We start from the raw sequence: 16,466 nt of genomic DNA, 5'->3' as shown, positions 1-16,466 counted from the left end.
ACGACTTCCCGGCTGATTTGTCTGTCAACCGAACGGTGGACAGACCGCGTCCGTCACGACGTGGCGCGCAGACTCAGCGCGAACAGCAGCCGCACATCGGCGTCGTTGAGCGAGACGGCCAGTCGCTGCTCGACCCGGCGGATCCGGTACCGCACGGTGTTGGGGTGCACGTGCAGATGCTGTGCGGCCGCGGCGACGTCACCGAAACAGTCCAGGTACACCGCGAGGGTTTCGGCCAGCACCGGCTCGGCGTCCCGCAGCGTCCGTACCCGCGGATCGATCAGCCGCTCGTCGGCGGCGATGGCGGTGACGATCTCGTCGAGCAGCACCGCGGTGCGGGCCTCGGCCAGTGAGGTGACCGCGGACAGCGTCCCAGGGTGCCGTTCGGCGGTGTCGAGCACCCGATCCACATCGGCGCGGGCCGCCGCGGCGCCGGCCAATCCGGCCACCGGGCCGGCGATCACCGCGTGCAGGTCCGGACCCGACTCGGCGCGCAGCGCCGCCACCGTGGCGCGCACCCACGACGCCACCGCCTTGCCGGTGTCGGGAAACAACACATAGACCCGCGACCCGGCCGAGGTTATCTGCGCATCATGGCGAAAAGCGCTGGCGCTCAGGGCCAGCACGTCGGCCAGCCGGGTGGTCGCGCCGCCCGTGGCATCTCGCGCGCCTCCGGCACGGCCGTCGAATCCGATCACCGCGGCCCGGCCGTCGGCGGTGATTCCCAGTTCCCGGGCGATCGGCCCGATCTCGGCGGGAGCGGCCGCCTCGCCCGAGTCCGGCAAACCCAGCAGCTCCCGCACCCGCACGGCGTGCGTGGACGGGGCCGCCGCCAGCCGGGCGATGATGCGGGCGGCCAGCACCGCAGCGCCTCGCAACACCTCCTCGGCGTCCTCGGCCAGGTCGCGGCTGCCCTGTTGCACCCAGACGGTGCCGGCGAATACCGGCGCGCGACGTTCGTCGGCCGACGGCTGAAAGACCCCGATCGCCAGGCGTGGCCGCAGACCCAACTCGGGACGTTCGGCCACCCGCACCACGTCGGGCTGGGCCCGCAACGCGTCGAAGATGCCCCACTGGGCGATCCAGGCCAGGTGTTCCGGCGGCCCGGCCCGGCCCAGGATCGACAGCCGGCGCAGCTCGTCGGCCTCATCGTTGGAGGCCGAGTAGGCCAGCACGTGCGACTGGGCGTCCTCGATGCTCACCATGCCGCGGGTGCGTTCGGCCACCGACTGGGCCAGGCTGAACAGATCGGTGCCGGAATCGTGCAGACCGCCGTCGCCGTGGTGCTCGAAGACGTGGTTGACCAATCGGTACAGCCGCTCCCAGCGGGCCCGCGGATCGACCGCCACCACGGCGGTACCCGCGTCCGCGGCACGGCTGATCACCGTCGCCGACGGTTCCTTCGTGAAGATCGCCGCGGGCGGCCGACGCAGGTTCTGCTGTTCGACCCAGACCAGCGCGTCGTGCTCGGACAAACCGAGCAGGAAGAACACGTCGGCCGCGCCGGCGGACGGGGCGAGCCCCAGCCGCACGTCGTCGGAATCGATCAGGGCGGCCGTTGCAACCGGGACATCCAAGCCGCGGGGCGCCTGCACGAGCGTGACCAGCGTGGCGTCCAAAGCCAACAGCAGTTGGCCCAGGCTGACACCGGGTATCGGCATGTTGTCTGATTCTACTGATCCGTCCGGTAAGTCTTGGCGGATCGAACAAGTGTTACGTGGGTCACGGCGGGGATTCTGGACGCTATGGATGCCATCACCGACGTGCCGATGCCGGCCAACGAGCCAGTTCACGACTACGCACCGGGCTCAGCGCAACGCACCCGGCTCACCACCGCCCTCGGCGATCTGGCCGAGGCGCCGATCGACCTGCCGCACGTCATCGGCGGACGCCACCGCATGGGCCGCGGCGCCCGCATCGACGTCGTGCAACCGCACCGCCACCACGCGCGACTGGGCACCCTGACCAACGCCGACCACGCCGACGCCACCGCGGCCATCGAGGCGGCGCTGGCCGCCCACCACGACTGGGCCGCGCTGCCGTTCGACGAGCGCGCCGCAGTGTTCCTGCGGGCGGCCGACCTGCTGGCCGGCCCATGGCGGGAGAAGATCGCCGCGGCCACCATGCTCGGCCAGTCCAAGAGCGCCTACCAGGCCGAGATCGACGCGCCCTGCGAGCTGATCGACTTCTGGCGCTTCAACGTCGCCTTCGCGCGCGGCATCCTGGCCCGGCAGCCCATCAGCAGTCCCGGGGTGTGGAACCGCACCGACCACCGGCCGCTCGAAGGCTTCGTCTACGCCATCACCCCGTTCAACTTCAGCGCGATCGCAGGCAACCTGCCGACCGCCCCGGCATTGATGGGCAACACCGTGGTGTGGAAGCCCTCGCCCACACAGACTTTCGCGGCCTATCTGACCATGCAACTGCTAGCGGCCGCCGGGCTGCCGCCCGGGGTGATCAACCTGGTGACCGGCGACGGAATTGCGGTTTCCGATGTGGCCCTGGCCGATCCGCGGCTGGCCGGCATCCACTTCACCGGATCCACCGCCACATTCCAGCACCTGTGGCGCGAAGTGGGCGCGAACATCGACCGTTACCACACCTATCCGCGGCTGGTCGGCGAGACCGGCGGCAAAGACTTCGTCGTCGCGCACAGTTCGGCCCGCCCGGATGTGCTGCGCACCGCCTTGATTCGCGGTGCCTTCGACTACCAGGGGCAGAAATGCTCGGCCGCCTCCCGGGCCTTCATCCCGCGGTCGGTATGGCAGCAGATGGGTGACGACTTCCTCTCGGCCACCGCCGAGCTCAGCTATGGCGACATAACCGACCTGACCAACTACGGCGGCGCGGTGATCGACAACCGCGCCTTCGCCAAGAACGTCGCCGCGATCGAGCGGGCCAAGGGCGCCGCCGGTGTGACGATCGCCGCCGGTGGCGAATACGACGACAGCGAAGGCTATTTCGTCCGACCCACCGTGTTGTTGTCCGACGACCCCACCGACGAGGCGTTCTCCACCGAGTACTTCGGGCCGATCCTGGCCGTGCACGTCTACCCCGACGCGGAGTACGAGCGGATCCTCGACGTCGTGGACACCGGCGCCCGCTATGCCCTGACCGGCGCGGTGATCGCCGACGACCGGACCGCCGTGCTGCTGGCCCAAGACCGGTTGCGCAACGCGGCAGGCAACTTCTACGTCAACGACAAGCCGACCGGCGCGGTCGTCGGACAGCAACCGTTCGGCGGCTCCCGCGCCTCGGGCACCAACGACAAGGCCGGCTCGGCACTGAACCTGTTGCGCTGGACCTCGGCCCGCTCGATCAAAGAGACCTTCGTGCCGCCCACCACCCACACCTACCCGCACATGGAGGTCTGACCGTGAGCGTGTTCCAGCGGGTGGCCCGCCCCGCGATCCTGGCCGCGTCGCGTTCCCCACGACTGCGCCGCACCGCCGAACGGCTGCCGATCACCCGCCGGGTGGTGGACCGCTTCGTCGCGGGGCAGACCATTCCCGATGCGCTCTACACCGTTGGCGCCCTGCGTGATTCAGGACGCATGGTCAGCGTCGACTACCTCGGGGAGGACACCACCAGCGTCGACGACGCCGACCGGACCGTCGCCGCCTACCTGGCCCTGCTCGACGGGCTGGCGCAGCGCGGCGACACCGCGACGGCGGTGCGACCGTTGGAAGTCTCGCTCAAGCTCTCGGCGCTGGGGCAGGCGCTGCCGCGCGACGGGGCCAAGATCGCCTACGAGAACGCGCACACCATCTGCGCGAAGGCCCGCGAGGTGGGTGCCTGGGTGACCGTGGATGCCGAGGACCACACCACCACCGACTCCACTCTGTCGATCGTGCGTGATCTGCGCACCGAATTCGCTTGGCTCGGCACGGTTTTGCAGGCCTACCTGCACCGCACCGAGGCCGACTGCGGTGAATTTGCCGCCTCGGGCGCCCGGATCCGGTTGTGCAAGGGCGCCTATGACGAACCGTCCTCGGTGGCCTACCGCGACGCCGAGGCCGTCACCGATTCCTACCTGCGCTGCCTGCGGATACTCATGGCCGGCTCGGGCTATCCGATGGTGGCCTCTCACGACCCGACCATCATCGAGGCGGTCCCTGCCGTGGCCGACGAATTCGGCTGCAACGCCGAGGGTTTCGAATATCAGATGCTCTACAACATCCGTGATGGTGAGCAGCGCCGGCTGGCCGAGGCCGGAAACCATGTCCGGGTGTACGTTCCGTTCGGCGACGAGTGGTACGGCTACTTCGTGCGCCGACTCGCCGAGCGTCCGGCCAACCTGATGTTCTTCCTGCGGGCGCTGGCCGAACGGCGCTGAGCCCTACCGCGCACCTAGCGACAGCAACGTGAACGCCGCGAGGCTCTGGGCATCTGTGACCTCACCATCGCGGATCATCTGGTCCACCTCGGCACGGGAGAACCACGCGCTGTGCATGTCCTGCTCCTCATGCTCGCGTTCGTGTTCACCCTCGGTGAGGCCGGTCGCCAGGAACACCCAACCGCGCTGGCTGCTCATCCCGGCGGCCACGTCGAGCTGACCGAGTCGTTCCATGCGCTCGGCGCGCAGCCCGGTCTCTTCGCGAAGCTCGCGGTGCGCCAGCGCAATCGGGTCGAGATGCTGCTGTTCGGGTGCGGTGCCCTGAGGGAACTCCCAGCGGCGCAGTCCCAGCGGATAGCGGAACTGCTCAACGAGGTGGAACCGATCCTGAGCGGGGTCGTACGGGATCACCAGGGCATAGGTCGGTTTGTCCACCACGGCGTAGACGCCGGTGCTGCCGTCGGGCCGGACGATCGCGTCCTCGCGCAGCGTCAACCAGTCGTTCCGGTACACCTCGCGCGTCGCGGTGCGGCGGATCGCCGCCGTCAGGCGGGGACGCAACCGCAGCGGTTCGACGTCGGCAGCGGCCTCGACGTCGTCGGCCAGGGCGAGTGCATCGTCGGCCAACCGCACCGCGTCCACGCCATAGGGCGCCGGTGGCTCGACGAGGGCAAGCCCCGCCGACGCGCGCCGCAACAGCGCGGCAGCACCCACCCGGTTCCCACGCCCTACGTGGGTGATGCCCACGGCCAGCTGTGCCAACCCCTGCCACAGTGCCCGTTCGTGTTCGGGCCCGTTCTTCCAGGCGGCTTCCAGCACCTCGTGCGCGCTGAATGCCTGGCCAGCGTCGAGCAACTCCTGGGCGTAGGCGAGCGTTTCGGCCGGGGCGAGCTCAAGGTCGTCGGGGATCCGGTCGACTCCGTCACTGCCGTAGGGCAGCGGTCGGCCGAGCGCGTCGCGGGGACGGGTGCTGCGCGGCCGCCCGGACTCGTCGCGGTCGCGCCCAGCTGCGGTAGACATGGCCACCAGCCTGTCGGCTGGGCCGCAGGCTGTCGAGTCCGGGTACCGGCGCGGCGGTAGCCTCACAGGCGTGTTGCTGGCCTCCTTGAACCCCGCGGCGGTCGCCGCCGGAGCCGATATCGATGACGCGGTCCGCATCGACGGCACCGTGTTGAGCCGCAGCGACCTCGTCGGCGCCGCCACGTCGGTGGCCGAGCGGGTGGCGTCTGCGCAGCGGGTGGCCGTCCTGGCCACACCCACCCCGACGACCGTGCTGGCCATCATCGGCTGCCTGATCGCCGGGGTCCCGGTGGTGCCGGTGCCCGCCGATGTCGGCGCCACCGAGCGCCGGCACATCCTCGCCGACTCGGGCGCCCAGGCCTGGCTGGGGGAGCAGCCGGAGGACGACGATGATCCTGCGGGGCTGCCGCACATCCCGGTGCGGCTGCATGCCCGGTCCTGGCACCGCTATCCCGAACCGCCGGCCGATGCGACAGCGATCATCATGTACACCTCCGGCACCACCGGCATGCCCAAGGGCGTGCCGATCAGCCGGCAGGCCATCGCCGCCGACATCGACGCCTTGGCGCAGGCCTGGCAGTGGACCGCCGAGGACGTCCTGGTGCACGGGCTGCCGCTGTTCCACGTACACGGGCTGGTGCTGGGCCTGCTGGGGTCCCTGCGGATCGGAAACCGCTTCGTCCACACCGGGAAACCGACACCGGCCGCCTACGCCGAGGCCCAGGGAACCCTATACTTCGGGGTGCCGACGGTGTGGTCACGCGTCGTCAAAGACCTCGACTCGGCCCTGGCCCTGTCATCGGCGCGGCTGCTGGTGTCGGGCAGCGCGCCGCTGCCGGTGCCGGTGTTCGATGAGCTGGTGCGGTTGACCGGGCACGCCCCGGTGGAGCGCTACGGCAGCACCGAATCGTTGATCACGCTGAGCACCCGGGTCGACGGGGAACGCCGGCCCGGGTGGGTGGGCTTGCCGCTGGCCGGGGTGCAGACCCGGCTGGTCGATGACGACGGAGACCCGGTGCCGCATGACGGTGAGACCATCGGACGGCTCCAGATCAAGGGCCCCATGGTGTTCGGCGGTTACCTGAACCGGCCCGAAGCCACCGCCGAGGCGTTCGACCCCGACGGCTGGTACCGCACCGGCGATGTCGCGGTGATCGACGCCGACGGTATGCACCGCATCGTCGGGCGTGAGTCGGTGGACCTGATCAAGACCGGGGGATACCGCGTCGGCGCCGGGGAGATCGAGACCGTGCTACTGGGCCACGACGGGGTCGACGAGGTCGCTGTCGTCGGGCTGGCGGACGAGGACCTGGGGCAGCGCATCGTGGCGTTCGTGGTGGGCGACGCCGAGCCCGACACCTTGGTCGAGTTTGTCGCCCAACAGCTGTCAGTCCACAAACGACCACGTGAAGTGCGGTTGGTGGACAGCCTTCCCCGCAACGCCATGGGCAAGGTGATGAAAAAGCTCCTGGCGCAGTAGCTCTTCTTTGCCCCGCGAGCGCGCGTGTCTGCCCCCCACCACGCCGCCGAGGGGCAGCATTTTCGTCACGCTCGGAGCCGTGGAATGTGCCGAGGTTGCAGATCGGTCCCTGCGCGAAGATTCGGCGATGGCCGAACGGGCTACCCACAGGGCGTAGCTTGGGTATCGACGGTCTGTAACCCGAGCCTCAGTTTGGAGGCCACCTATGACACTCAAGAAAATCGCCGGAGCGGCAGTGATCGCCGGCGCGCTGAGCGTTGGTTCGCTGGGTTTGGCTGCTGGTGCAGCTCAGGCTGATCCGGGCTGGGGGCCGAACATTCCCTGGATCCCGGGGCCGGGCTGGGTGGACTGGCATCCGGGAGGCCATTGGAACCCGCCGCCCGGCCAGGTCAAGAAATGGTGTCCGGGCAACTCGCCGCCGGGTCATTGGATCGGCGGTCCGCACGGGATTCCGTGCACCTGATCCGAACGGGGGCTCGTGTGTCAAAAAGTCGCGAATCATGACACACAAGCCGACGCTCGGCGGCAGACGCTAGTTGGCGTGCAGTGCCTCGTTGAGCGTGATGCCGGTGCCGTCACGTTTGACGACCTCGACCGCGCCGGACAGCGAGTTACGCCGGAACAACAGGTTGTCGGCCCCGGACAGTTCGACCGCCTTGGTGGTCTGCCCGTCGGCCGTGGTGACCTTGGTACCGCCGGTGACATACAGCCCGGCCTCGACCACACAGTCATCACCCAGTGAGATCCCCAGGCCGGAGTTGGCGCCCAGCAGGCAGCGCTTGCCCACCGAGATCACCTCTTTGCCGCCGCCGGACAGCGTGCCCATGATCGACGCACCGCCACCGACATCGGAACCGTCATCGACGACGACGCCGGCCGAGATCCGGCCCTCCACCATCGAGGTGCCCAGCGTGCCGGCGTTGAAGTTCACGAAGCCCTCGTGCATGACCGTCGTACCCGCGGCCAGGTGCGCACCGAGACGGACCCGGTCGGCGTCGGCGATCCGCACGCCCGACGGCAGCACGTAGTCGACCATGCGCGGGAACTTGTCCACCCCGTAGACCGCGACGGCCCCGCGACGGCGCAGCTTGGCGCGCACCGTCTCGAAGCCTTCGACCGCGCACGGACCGAAGTTCGTCCACACCACGTTGGACAGCAGGCCGAAGACGCCGTCCAGGTTGGCGCCGTGCGGTGCCACCAGACGGTGCGAGAGCAAGTGCAACCGCAGGTAGGCGTCATGCGCGTCGGCCGGCTTGTCGTCCAATGAGGCGACGGTGGTGCGCACCGCCACCACCTCGACACCGCGATCGGCATCGGGGCCGGTCAGGCCGGCGAATTCAGCCGGTAGGTCGTCCCCGGTCAGCTTCACGGTGCCGGCGTCGCCGGTGGCGCTCAGTTCGGGGGCGGGAAACCAGGTGTCCAGGACGGTCCCGTCGGCGGTGATGGTGGCCAGGCCGACGCCAGATGCTGCAGTCACGTTGGCCAAGGTTACTGGACCGATTCCCCCGGTCGCTTCGCTCCTGCCGGCCGGACTAGCCTCGGTGACCATGGGGCTAGACCTGCGTGCCGATCCGATCGCACTGACCGCCGCGTTGGTGGACATCCCCAGCGAATCCCGTCACGAGCAGCGCATCGCCGAGGAGATCGAGGCCGCGCTGCGTGCCCAGGCACCGCACTTCGAGGTCATCCGCAACGGCGACGCGGTGCTGGCCCGCACTCATCTGGGCCGCCCGTCGCGGGTGCTGCTGGCCGGGCACATCGACACCGTGCCCGCCGCCGACAACCTGCCCAGCCACATCAAGAACGGCGAGATGTGGGGCTGCGGCACCTCGGACATGAAATCCGGCGACGCCGTCTTCCTGCACCTGGCCGCCACCATCGCCGAGCCGAGCCACGACCTCACCCTGGTGATGTACGACTGCGAGGAAATCGAGTCCAGCGCCAACGGGCTGGGCCGCATCGAGCGCGAACTGCCGGACTGGCTGCAGGCCGACGTCGCGATCCTCGGCGAACCCTCCGGCGGCTACATCGAGGCCGGCTGCCAGGGCACCATTCGCGTCATCGTCAGCGCCACCGGCACCCGGGCGCATTCGGCTCGATCGTGGCTGGGCGACAACGCCATTCACAAACTCGGTGCCGTGCTGGACCGGCTCACCGCCTATCAGCCCCGCAGTGTCGACATCGACGGATGTGTGTACCGGGAAGGGTTGTCGGCGGTACGGATCGACGGCGGCATCGCCGGCAATGTCATCCCCGACGCCGCATCGGTGACCGTGAACTTCCGATTTGCCCCCGACCGCAGTGTCGAGCAGGCCGTCGCCCATGTGCATGAAGTGCTCGATGGTCTCGACGTCACCATCGAATTGACCGACGCCGCCGCCGGCGCCCTGCCCGGGCTGGCCAAACCGGCGGCCGCCGCACTGGTGGCCGCGGCCGGCGGGCAGGTGCGGGCCAAGTACGGCTGGACCGACGTGTCCCGCTTCGCCGCGCTCGGGATTCCGGCCGTCAACTACGGGCCGGGTGATCCCAACCTCGCGCACAAGGTCGACGAACGGGTCGACGTCGCCCAGATCACCGCGGTGACCGAGATGCTGCACCGCTATTTGACATGAGCAGCGTGCGGGTCGACAGCTGGATCTGGGCCGTGCGCATCACCAAGACGCGGTCCGCGGCGGCGGCCGCTTGTCGCGGTGGCCACGTGCGGGTCAACAACGTCCCGGCCAAACCTGCCCAGCACGTCAGCCCCGGCGACGAGGTGCGGGTCCGACTGGACGGGCGGGAACGGATCGTGGAGGTGATCCGGCCGATCGCCAAACGGGTGGCCGCATCGGTGGCGTCGGAATGCCTGATCGACCGCAGTCCGCCGCCACCGCCCAAGGAGATGCTCGCGGCGGTGCCGGTGCGCGACCGGGGTGCCGGCCGGCCCACGAAACGTGAACGGCGCCAACTGGATCGGCTACGCGGGACGTTCGGAACGTAATTGGCTTGCAGGCGTGCGTACTATGGGTAACGCATCTGCTGTCAACCGAGGTGGGTCGAGAACATGCTGGGAGACGACATCTCCGGGTGATCCCCGGAGTCGATTCGTTTCTGTCCCTCTGTGCGGTGCCCGCTGCCCGCATCACCTTGGAGTCCCAGCATGTCTATTGTCTGTTCCCATTTGTCGTTCGCCTGGCCCGATGACGTCGAACTGTTCTCCGACCTGTCGTTTTCCCTGGGGTCGGGACGCACCGGCCTGGTCGCCCCCAACGGTGCCGGCAAGAGCACGCTGCTCAAGCTGATCGCCGCGGAGTACCGGCCCACCGCGGGCACGATCACGGTCGACGGCACCGTCGGCTATCTACCCCAAACCCTGCCGTTCACCGGCGATCTCACCGTGGCCGCCGTGCTGGGCGTGACCCCGGTTCTCGATGCGTTGGCGGCGCTGGCCGCGGGCGACGCCAGCGAGGAGGTGTTCACCACCATCGGCGACGACTGGGATGTCGAAGAACGCTCCCGCGCCCAGTTGGACCGCCTCGGTCTGCGTGACATGGCCCTCGATCGCCGGTTGGGCACGCTGTCCGGTGGGGAAGTGGTGTCGTTGGGCCTGGCCGCCCAACTGCTGAATCGCCCCGATGTGCTCCTGCTCGACGAACCCACCAACAACCTCGACCGCGACGCCCGCCACCACCTGTACGACGCGCTGGACAGCTACACCGGCTGTCTGCTGGTGGTCAGCCACGACCGGGTGCTGCTGGACCGGATGGACCAGATCGCCGAGCTGTATCGTGGTGAAATCCTCTTCTACGGTGGTAATTTCACCGCTTACGAGGAAACGGTGGCGGCTGCGCAGGAGGTGGCCGAAGGCAACATCCGCAACGCCGAACAACAACTCAAGCGGGAGAAGCGGCAAATGCAGGAGGCCCGCGAGCGGGCCGCGCGCCGCTCGTCGAACGCGGCGCGCAACCTCAAAGACGCGGGCCTGCCGAAGATCGTGGCGGGCAAGCTCAAACGGGACGCGCAGGAATCGGCGGCCCGCGCCGACGGAGTGCACGCCCGCCGGGTCGACGATGCGCGGTCGCGGCTCGACGACGCCGAGCGAGCGTTGCGTGATGACTCGGTGATTGCGCTGGACCTGCCCGACACCGTGGTGCCGGCTGGTCGGACGGTCTTCGCCGGTGAAGGCCTGCAGGTCAGCCGAGGTGGGCGGAAATTGTTCGACGACAAGGGAATTGAGCTGTCCATCCGGGGCCCGGAGCGGATCGCGCTGACCGGCCCCAACGGAGCAGGCAAGACGACCCTGTTGCGGATCATCGAGGGCGCGCTGGAACCCGACTCCGGGACGGTGCAGCGCGCCGACGGGCGCATCGCAACCTTGTCGCAGCGACTGGACCTGTTGGACGAAAGCCGTACGGTCGCGGAAAGTCTGGCCGCTGCCGCGCCCAGCCTGTCGCACACCCGGCGCATGCATCTGTTGGCGCAGTTCCTGTTTCGCGGCGACCGGATCAACCTGCCGGTCGCGGCGCTGTCGGGTGGGGAGCGGCTGCGCGCGACGCTGGCGTGCGTGCTCTACGCCGAGCCCGCCCCGCACCTGCTGCTGCTCGACGAGCCGACCAACAACTTGGATCTGGTCAGCGTGGGCCAGCTGGAATCCGCGCTGAACGCCTACCAGGGCGCGTTTATGGTGGTCAGCCACGACGAAAGGTTTCTGCAGGCCATCGGGATCGACCGCTGGATCCGGTTGGACGGAGGCGTGTTGAGCGCTACTGGGGCCGAGTGACGTTGCGGAATTGCGTGGGCACCGTCCCGACGCCGAAGCCGTCCTCCGGCGCCACGCCGGCGGCGGCCCGGTTGCCCAGTTGATCGAACTGCCGATCTGCGGCGGTGCCGGTCTCGGCCCGGTCCCGGTCTTCGTCCTGCCCGCGGTGCTCGGCGTCGTCCTTCTTGTCATCCTCGCCGGGGTTGGCGTCGTGCGCATCGGCGGAAGCGTTGTCGTCTCCTGGGCCCTGATGGTCGGTGGCGCTCGCCTTGACCGCCTCCTCGGCGCCCGCGCCGCCGACGTCGGCGGCCATCGAGGCCGTTTCGGCGCCACCGCCGGCCGCGCCGGTGGCGGCCTCGACGATGCCCTGGATGCCCTGCATGGCCTGCTGCGGCACCTGGGACATGGCTTGGGTGAGGCCCTGCAGGGGTTGAGTGATCGACTGCGCCATCTGGCCGGCCATCTGACCGAGCTGGCCCAACATCTGGCCGGCGCCACCACCGGTGGCGCTTGCCGGGTTGGCACCGCCACCGGCCGATGCCGCAGAGCTCGCGCCGTCGATCTGATCGGCTTGCGCCTTGAGCCGGCTGGCGGCATCCATGTCACCGCGCTCATAGGCCTGCGACGCCTGACCGAGCAATTCGGCCATCCGCGAGGCGGCAGCTCCGGTGGCGCCCAGGGCGCCCTCGCGGGCGGAGTGGGCGCCGCCCAGCGCGCTGTACGCCGGAAATCCGATGGTGCCGTGGCTGGATTCAACGTCTGAGGTTCCGGTGGAGGCGTTCTTGAAGCTGCTGACGTCTTGACCGACTCCGTGGACTGCCTCTTGCCATGTGCCCATGGCGGCGGTGTCGGCAATGAACTGGTTCATCAGGTCCCCTCGCGATCCTGCGGTCTAACTGCGCATTCTACTGTTGGGATGGGTGGCTGCTGCGCGGGAAGTTCAGGTGCGCGCTTGCCGCGTCGCATCCTCGGCAGCCGCGACCATCCCGACCTCGCGATAGCGGCCCGCCACCGCCTCCAGCCTCGCGCCGTCCCCGGCGGCCAGCGCTACGGCGTGATCGTGCGTCAACCGCCCGAACGTGCAATCCAGATCGGCCCTGGCCAGAGCGTCGACGGCGCGGGTGTCACCCAGCCGCACACTGTCGTGCAACGCGCGTAGCATCACCGCGGTCTGGCCGCTACGCTCGGCGGCCTTGACGGCGTCGCGTGCCGCGGCCAGTGCACTCACGGCATCGCCACGCGCCCAACAGGTCCACGCTCGGGCCAGGGCCAGCTCGGGGGCGAACAGCATGGACTTGAGCCCGTGCCGGGATTCCGCTCGGGACAAGGCTTTTCCGGCCTCCACCGGCATGCCCCGCTGGCCGAGCGCCTGTGCCAGCAGCATCCAGGCCAGCGGTCCCCAGGAGTAGCCGGTCGGCGCCAAAGCGGCAGTTGCCTTGCGTAACAAGGTGATCGCTTCGTCGAAACGCCCGCGGATCAGCAGGACATCGGCCGTGAGGACATCACCGATGGCCCGCCCCGGCTGCAGAAGCTGGGTGAAATCGGTGATGTGCCGGACCAGATCCTGCGCCTGCTCCAGCCTGCCGGTCATCACCAGCGCCGTCGTCTGGCCGAAGCCACTGGTGAACCGCAGCAGGCCGGGATGTCCGGCGCCGATGGCACGCGCGGCCATCGTGTCCACCCGCTCGAAGCAGCCGAGCCGCGCGCAACTGAGCGCGGCCGTCGACGCTGCCCAGCCGACCGCGGTATCGTCGGCGTTCGGGGAGTCCAGCACCTCCTGGGCCAGCCCCAGCGCACGTTGCGGCGCACCGGCATTCATCGCGAACGTCGCCGCCAGCGCGTCGAGGGTGATCTGTGCGGCCGGGCTGGACAGCCGATTCCGGGTGGCGCGCAGGAAGGCGGTGGCCCGCTCGGGTTCGGACAGCATCCAGAACTGATTCGCCGCCTGCGGCAACGCCCAGGCCATCAACTGGTCTTCGGCCAGATCGGCTGAATCGATCTGCCCCAGTACGGTATCGGCCTCACGCCCACGGCCCTGCCAGGCCAGCGCGTAGGCCAGCGTCAGCAGCGCCGCGAAACGGGTACCGGAATCGGCGCTCGACGCCACCGCGGCCCGCGCCAACCGTTCACTCAGTTCCAGATCGCCCAACCGCAAGGCGTCCCGCGCCGCGCCGAGAACCTCTCCCGTCGGCAGCGAAACATCGCTGTCCAGAGCCAGAACCGCCGTTCGCAGCCGGTCCACGACGCCGGCACGTGGTGCCGAGGCCAACCGCTCGACCAACGTGTTGCGCATCCGGCGCAAACCCGGACCGCCGATCGCGTCCCGGATCGTGCTCAGGAACAGCGGATGTGTGCAGTGCGCCAGCGCGCCGTCGATGTCCACCACACCGCATTGCCGGGCCGTGGCCACGGCATCGATGTCCGTCAGCGCCACCAGGTCATCCAGCAGCAGCGGATCGTGCACGGCCAGATACCGCAATACCGCCTGTGCGTTGTCGGGCTGGCCGGCCAGATAGGTGCTCACCTGATCGGCCAGGCGGGCGTCGTCGTGGCCCGGCGGTGCCATCTCGACACGGTTGACCAGCCCGTCGTCCCACAGTGCCGCAATGTCATCGGGCGCCGGTGTGGAGGCGGTGAGAATGAGGGTGGCCGCGCCGCTCACCGCGAGTTGGTGCACCAGGGCCGCCGACAACCGGTCCAACAGGTGTGCGTCGTCGACAATCAGCAACAGGTCGGACCCGAGCGCGTCGCGGGCGGCCCGCAACACGTCCGCGGTGCGGCCCGCAGCCGGGATGTCGATCAGGTGCGATACCGCCGCAAACGGAACGGCCGCAGTCGATTCGGTGCCGGTGATCCACACGACCCGGCGGAAATCCGATGCGAGATGCTCGGCCGCGGTGCGGGCTACCGACGTCTTGCCGACCCCGGCGGGGCCGAGTAGCGCTGCGCCACACTGGTCTTGCAGGCCGGCCTCCAGGCCGTCGAGCACACGGTCACGCGGTGCGATCACCCAATCGACAGCCATCCACCGAATCCTATGGCGGGCCGTGCGCCTTCAACCCCGAATTTCAACCCCGAATTTCAACCCCGAATTTCAGCGCTGAATCGTCAGCGCCGATTCGAGGTCGGCGTGCGCCGAGATGACGTCGTCCAATCCGCATGCGGTGATGACCCGCCGGATGCCCGACTGGCGGACGACCAGGCGCACGGTGACGCCGCGCTGGCGGCTGTCGACGGTCTGCTTGGCCAAAGCCACCAGTGCGCCACAGTTCATGAAGTCCAGGGCTCTGCAGTCGATGACCAGCAGCGCCGAGGCCGGCGTGGCATCGGAAGACTCGACGAGCATGCGCTGCCAGTCGGCCTCATTGTGCGCGTCGACTTCTCCGAACGCCTGTGTGATCAGGCCTTCGGGAGCTTTTCGAGCCATCCAGCGCAGCTCGCGATCCGGCAGGTTGGGTTCCACGGTGAAATCGAGCATAACCGTGTCGGTTTACGTTGTAAACAATCCTGCTCAGTGATTAATCGAGCCAGGTTTCGACACGGTCCAGGAGAGCCTCCAGCGCATCCTCGAACTCGTCGGTGGTGTGGTCCTCGGCAAGCATGGGCTGCAGCCGGCGCAGGTTCGGATACTCGGCCAGCGACGTGTCGGGCCGCGGTGCATCGTCGAGAACGGCTTCGTCGGCACTGAGCGCCACCCCGCGCGCGGACACCTCCAGCAGCAACTGCCCGACCAGGAACGTGGTGTAGGTGCGATAGGCAGCCACTGCTGCCACGTCGCCGAAACCGTAGGAGATCAGGGTCTCCAGAAACGTTTCCATCCACCGCAGGCTGCGCAGCGGCGGCCGCACCCACGGAGCCTCCGGCGCCTCGGTCGCCACCAGCGGGAACACCTCGGGATGGTCGAGGGCGATCTGGCGGACGCCGTGGGCCAGCCGCAGCAGGAAGTCCTGCCAGCCGTCCTCCTGCCGCCGGGCCGCCAGTTGATCGGTGTACAGCCGGTCCACGATGTGGTTGACGACCCCGGTCAGCAGATCGCCTCGGCTGTGCACGTAGCGGTACAGCGCCATCGCCTCGACGCCGCAGGCGGTGCCCAGCCGGCGCATGGTCAATTTGGCCAGACCGTCACGGTCGATCAGCTCGATGGCGGTGTCCAGGATGAACTCGCGGCTCAGCCGCGCCGGTTGCTCGTCGTTGCCGGTCATCGAGCCGTCAGTCACCAGGATCGCCCCTTACGAGTTCCGTTCAGTCTCCCCGCCGCACCCGGCCGCGTCCACGACCACCGGACATCGACTGTTCACCTGCACCCTCTACGTTGTGTACGTGTTCGGTGAAACTGGCCGCCAGTTGGCGGTGTGTGTCTATTGCGCTTCCGGCCCCACCCACCCTGAACTGCTGGCATTGGCCAGCGAGGTGGGAGTGGCGATCGCCAAGCGCGGTTGGACGCTGGTTTCCGGCGGCGGCAACGTCTCGGCGATGGGCGCCGTGGCCCGCGCGGCGCGCTCGGCCAACGGCCACACCGTGGGCGTGATCCCCAAGGCCCTGGTACACCGCGAACTCGCCGACGTCGACGCGGCCGAGCTCGTCGTCACCGACACCATGCGCGAGCGCAAGCAGGTGATGGAGGGCCGATCCGACGCGTTCGTCGCGCTGCCCGGCGGCATCGGCACCCTCGAAGAGTTCTTCGAGGCGTGGACGGCGGGCTATCTGGGGATGCACGACAAGCCGCTGATACTGCTCGACCCGTTCGGCCACTACGACGGCCTGTTGAACTGGCTGCGCGGGCTCGTCCACACGGGTTACGTGAGCGCCGAGGCGCTGGACCGGTTGGTGGTCGTCGACGAGGTCGCCGCCGCGCTCGACGCCTGCGTGGCGGATTAGGCGGAACCGGCGGT

At 69.0% G+C, this 16,466-nt stretch carries 15 protein-coding genes and 1 pseudogene; 8 read left to right on the top strand and 8 right to left on the bottom strand.

The features are described 5' to 3' along the window. Positions 1 to 53: 53 nt before the first annotated feature. Positions 54 to 1,661, bottom strand: a complete 1,608-nt coding sequence (locus tag FR943_RS20685; protein WP_217160140.1) for a PucR family transcriptional regulator — start codon at positions 1,659 to 1,661, stop codon at positions 54 to 56. Between the two features lie 84 nt (positions 1,662 to 1,745). On the opposite strand from FR943_RS20685, the gene pruA reads away from it, so the two are divergent. Next, positions 1,746 to 3,374, top strand: coding sequence for an L-glutamate gamma-semialdehyde dehydrogenase (gene pruA / locus FR943_RS20680; protein ID WP_217160139.1), 1,629 nt, complete (start codon positions 1,746 to 1,748; stop codon positions 3,372 to 3,374). A gap of 2 nt (positions 3,375 to 3,376) precedes the next feature. Continuing rightward, positions 3,377 to 4,336, top strand: a complete 960-nt coding sequence (locus FR943_RS20675) for a proline dehydrogenase family protein (protein WP_217160138.1) — start codon at positions 3,377 to 3,379, stop codon at positions 4,334 to 4,336. A gap of 3 nt (positions 4,337 to 4,339) precedes the next feature. Here FR943_RS20675 and FR943_RS26515 read toward each other — a convergent pair whose 3' ends face one another. Together FR943_RS26515 and FR943_RS26510 are read right to left on the bottom strand one after the other, a co-directional pair. Then, the gene (locus FR943_RS26515) at positions 4,340 to 4,885 is read right to left on the bottom strand and encodes an NUDIX domain-containing protein (protein WP_246585183.1); all 546 of its coding nucleotides are present in this window, start codon (positions 4,883 to 4,885) and stop codon (positions 4,340 to 4,342) included. Next, positions 4,877 to 5,356 (bottom strand): annotated as a pseudogene (locus tag FR943_RS26510) (DUF309 domain-containing protein); the annotation flags it as partial. The pseudogene FR943_RS26510 and the gene FR943_RS26515, both read right to left, overlap by 9 nt. Positions 5,357 to 5,426: 70 nt before the next feature. Between FR943_RS26510 and FR943_RS20665 the strand changes: the two are divergent. Next, the gene (locus FR943_RS20665) at positions 5,427 to 6,836 is read left to right on the top strand and encodes an acyl-CoA synthetase (protein WP_217160136.1); all 1,410 of its coding nucleotides are present in this window, start codon (positions 5,427 to 5,429) and stop codon (positions 6,834 to 6,836) included. A gap of 205 nt (positions 6,837 to 7,041) precedes the next feature. Beyond that, on the top strand, positions 7,042 to 7,299 hold the full coding sequence (locus FR943_RS20660) for a hypothetical protein (protein WP_217160135.1): 258 nt from the start codon (positions 7,042 to 7,044) through the stop codon (positions 7,297 to 7,299). Between the two features lie 69 nt (positions 7,300 to 7,368). Here FR943_RS20660 and dapD read toward each other — a convergent pair whose 3' ends face one another. Continuing rightward, a complete protein-coding gene (dapD, locus tag FR943_RS20655; RefSeq protein WP_308170618.1) occupies positions 7,369 to 8,313 on the bottom strand; it encodes a 2,3,4,5-tetrahydropyridine-2,6-dicarboxylate N-succinyltransferase in 945 nt (314 codons plus the stop codon). A gap of 70 nt (positions 8,314 to 8,383) precedes the next feature. On the opposite strand from dapD, the gene dapE reads away from it, so the two are divergent. The 3 genes from dapE (at position 8,384) to FR943_RS20640 (ending at position 11,595) form a co-directional block, all read left to right on the top strand. Beyond that, the gene (gene dapE / locus FR943_RS20650; protein ID WP_217160133.1) at positions 8,384 to 9,448 is read left to right on the top strand and encodes a succinyl-diaminopimelate desuccinylase; all 1,065 of its coding nucleotides are present in this window, start codon (positions 8,384 to 8,386) and stop codon (positions 9,446 to 9,448) included. After that, positions 9,445 to 9,816: an Hsp15 family ribosome-associated heat shock protein gene (locus tag FR943_RS20645; protein ID WP_217160132.1), complete on the top strand. Its 372-nt coding sequence runs from the start codon at positions 9,445 to 9,447 to the stop codon at positions 9,814 to 9,816. The genes dapE and FR943_RS20645 overlap by 4 nt, the downstream gene beginning before the upstream one ends. 159 nt (positions 9,817 to 9,975) lie before the next feature. Further along, positions 9,976 to 11,595 carry an ABC-F family ATP-binding cassette domain-containing protein gene (locus FR943_RS20640; protein WP_217160131.1) on the top strand — a complete coding sequence of 540 codons (1,620 nt, stop codon included), beginning with the start codon at positions 9,976 to 9,978 and terminating at the stop codon, positions 11,593 to 11,595. On the opposite strand, the gene FR943_RS20635 is transcribed toward FR943_RS20640, so the two are convergent. The 4 genes from FR943_RS20635 to FR943_RS20620 form a co-directional block, all read right to left on the bottom strand. Then, positions 11,579 to 12,442 (bottom strand): type VII secretion target, encoded by an 864-nt coding sequence (locus tag FR943_RS20635; protein ID WP_217160130.1) that lies wholly within the window; start codon positions 12,440 to 12,442, stop codon positions 11,579 to 11,581. The two genes, FR943_RS20640 and FR943_RS20635, sit on opposite strands and share 17 nt — an antisense overlap. A 72-nt stretch (positions 12,443 to 12,514) precedes the next feature. Beyond that, positions 12,515 to 14,599: an ATP-binding protein gene (locus tag FR943_RS20630; RefSeq protein WP_217160129.1), complete on the bottom strand. Its 2,085-nt coding sequence runs from the start codon at positions 14,597 to 14,599 to the stop codon at positions 12,515 to 12,517. 69 nt (positions 14,600 to 14,668) lie between these two features. Continuing rightward, positions 14,669 to 15,052, bottom strand: a complete 384-nt coding sequence (locus tag FR943_RS20625; protein ID WP_217160128.1) for an STAS domain-containing protein — start codon at positions 15,050 to 15,052, stop codon at positions 14,669 to 14,671. Positions 15,053 to 15,092: 40 nt separating this feature from the next. After that, complete coding sequence (locus FR943_RS20620) at positions 15,093 to 15,776, bottom strand: TetR/AcrR family transcriptional regulator (RefSeq protein WP_217160418.1); 684 nt, start codon at positions 15,774 to 15,776, stop codon at positions 15,093 to 15,095. A 118-nt stretch (positions 15,777 to 15,894) separates the two neighbouring features. Here FR943_RS20620 and log point away from each other — a divergent pair, with 118 nt between their 5' ends. Further along, positions 15,895 to 16,452, top strand: a complete 558-nt coding sequence (gene log, locus FR943_RS20615; protein WP_217160127.1) for a cytokinin riboside 5'-monophosphate phosphoribohydrolase — start codon at positions 15,895 to 15,897, stop codon at positions 16,450 to 16,452. Positions 16,453 to 16,466 lie beyond the last annotated feature (14 nt).

Source organism: [Mycobacterium] fortunisiensis, assembly GCF_019050325.1.
GTDB classification, from domain to species: Bacteria; Actinomycetota; Actinomycetes; order Mycobacteriales; family Mycobacteriaceae; genus Mycobacterium; species Mycobacterium fortunisiensis.
This window is presented reverse-complemented; position numbering and strand designations above follow the sequence as displayed.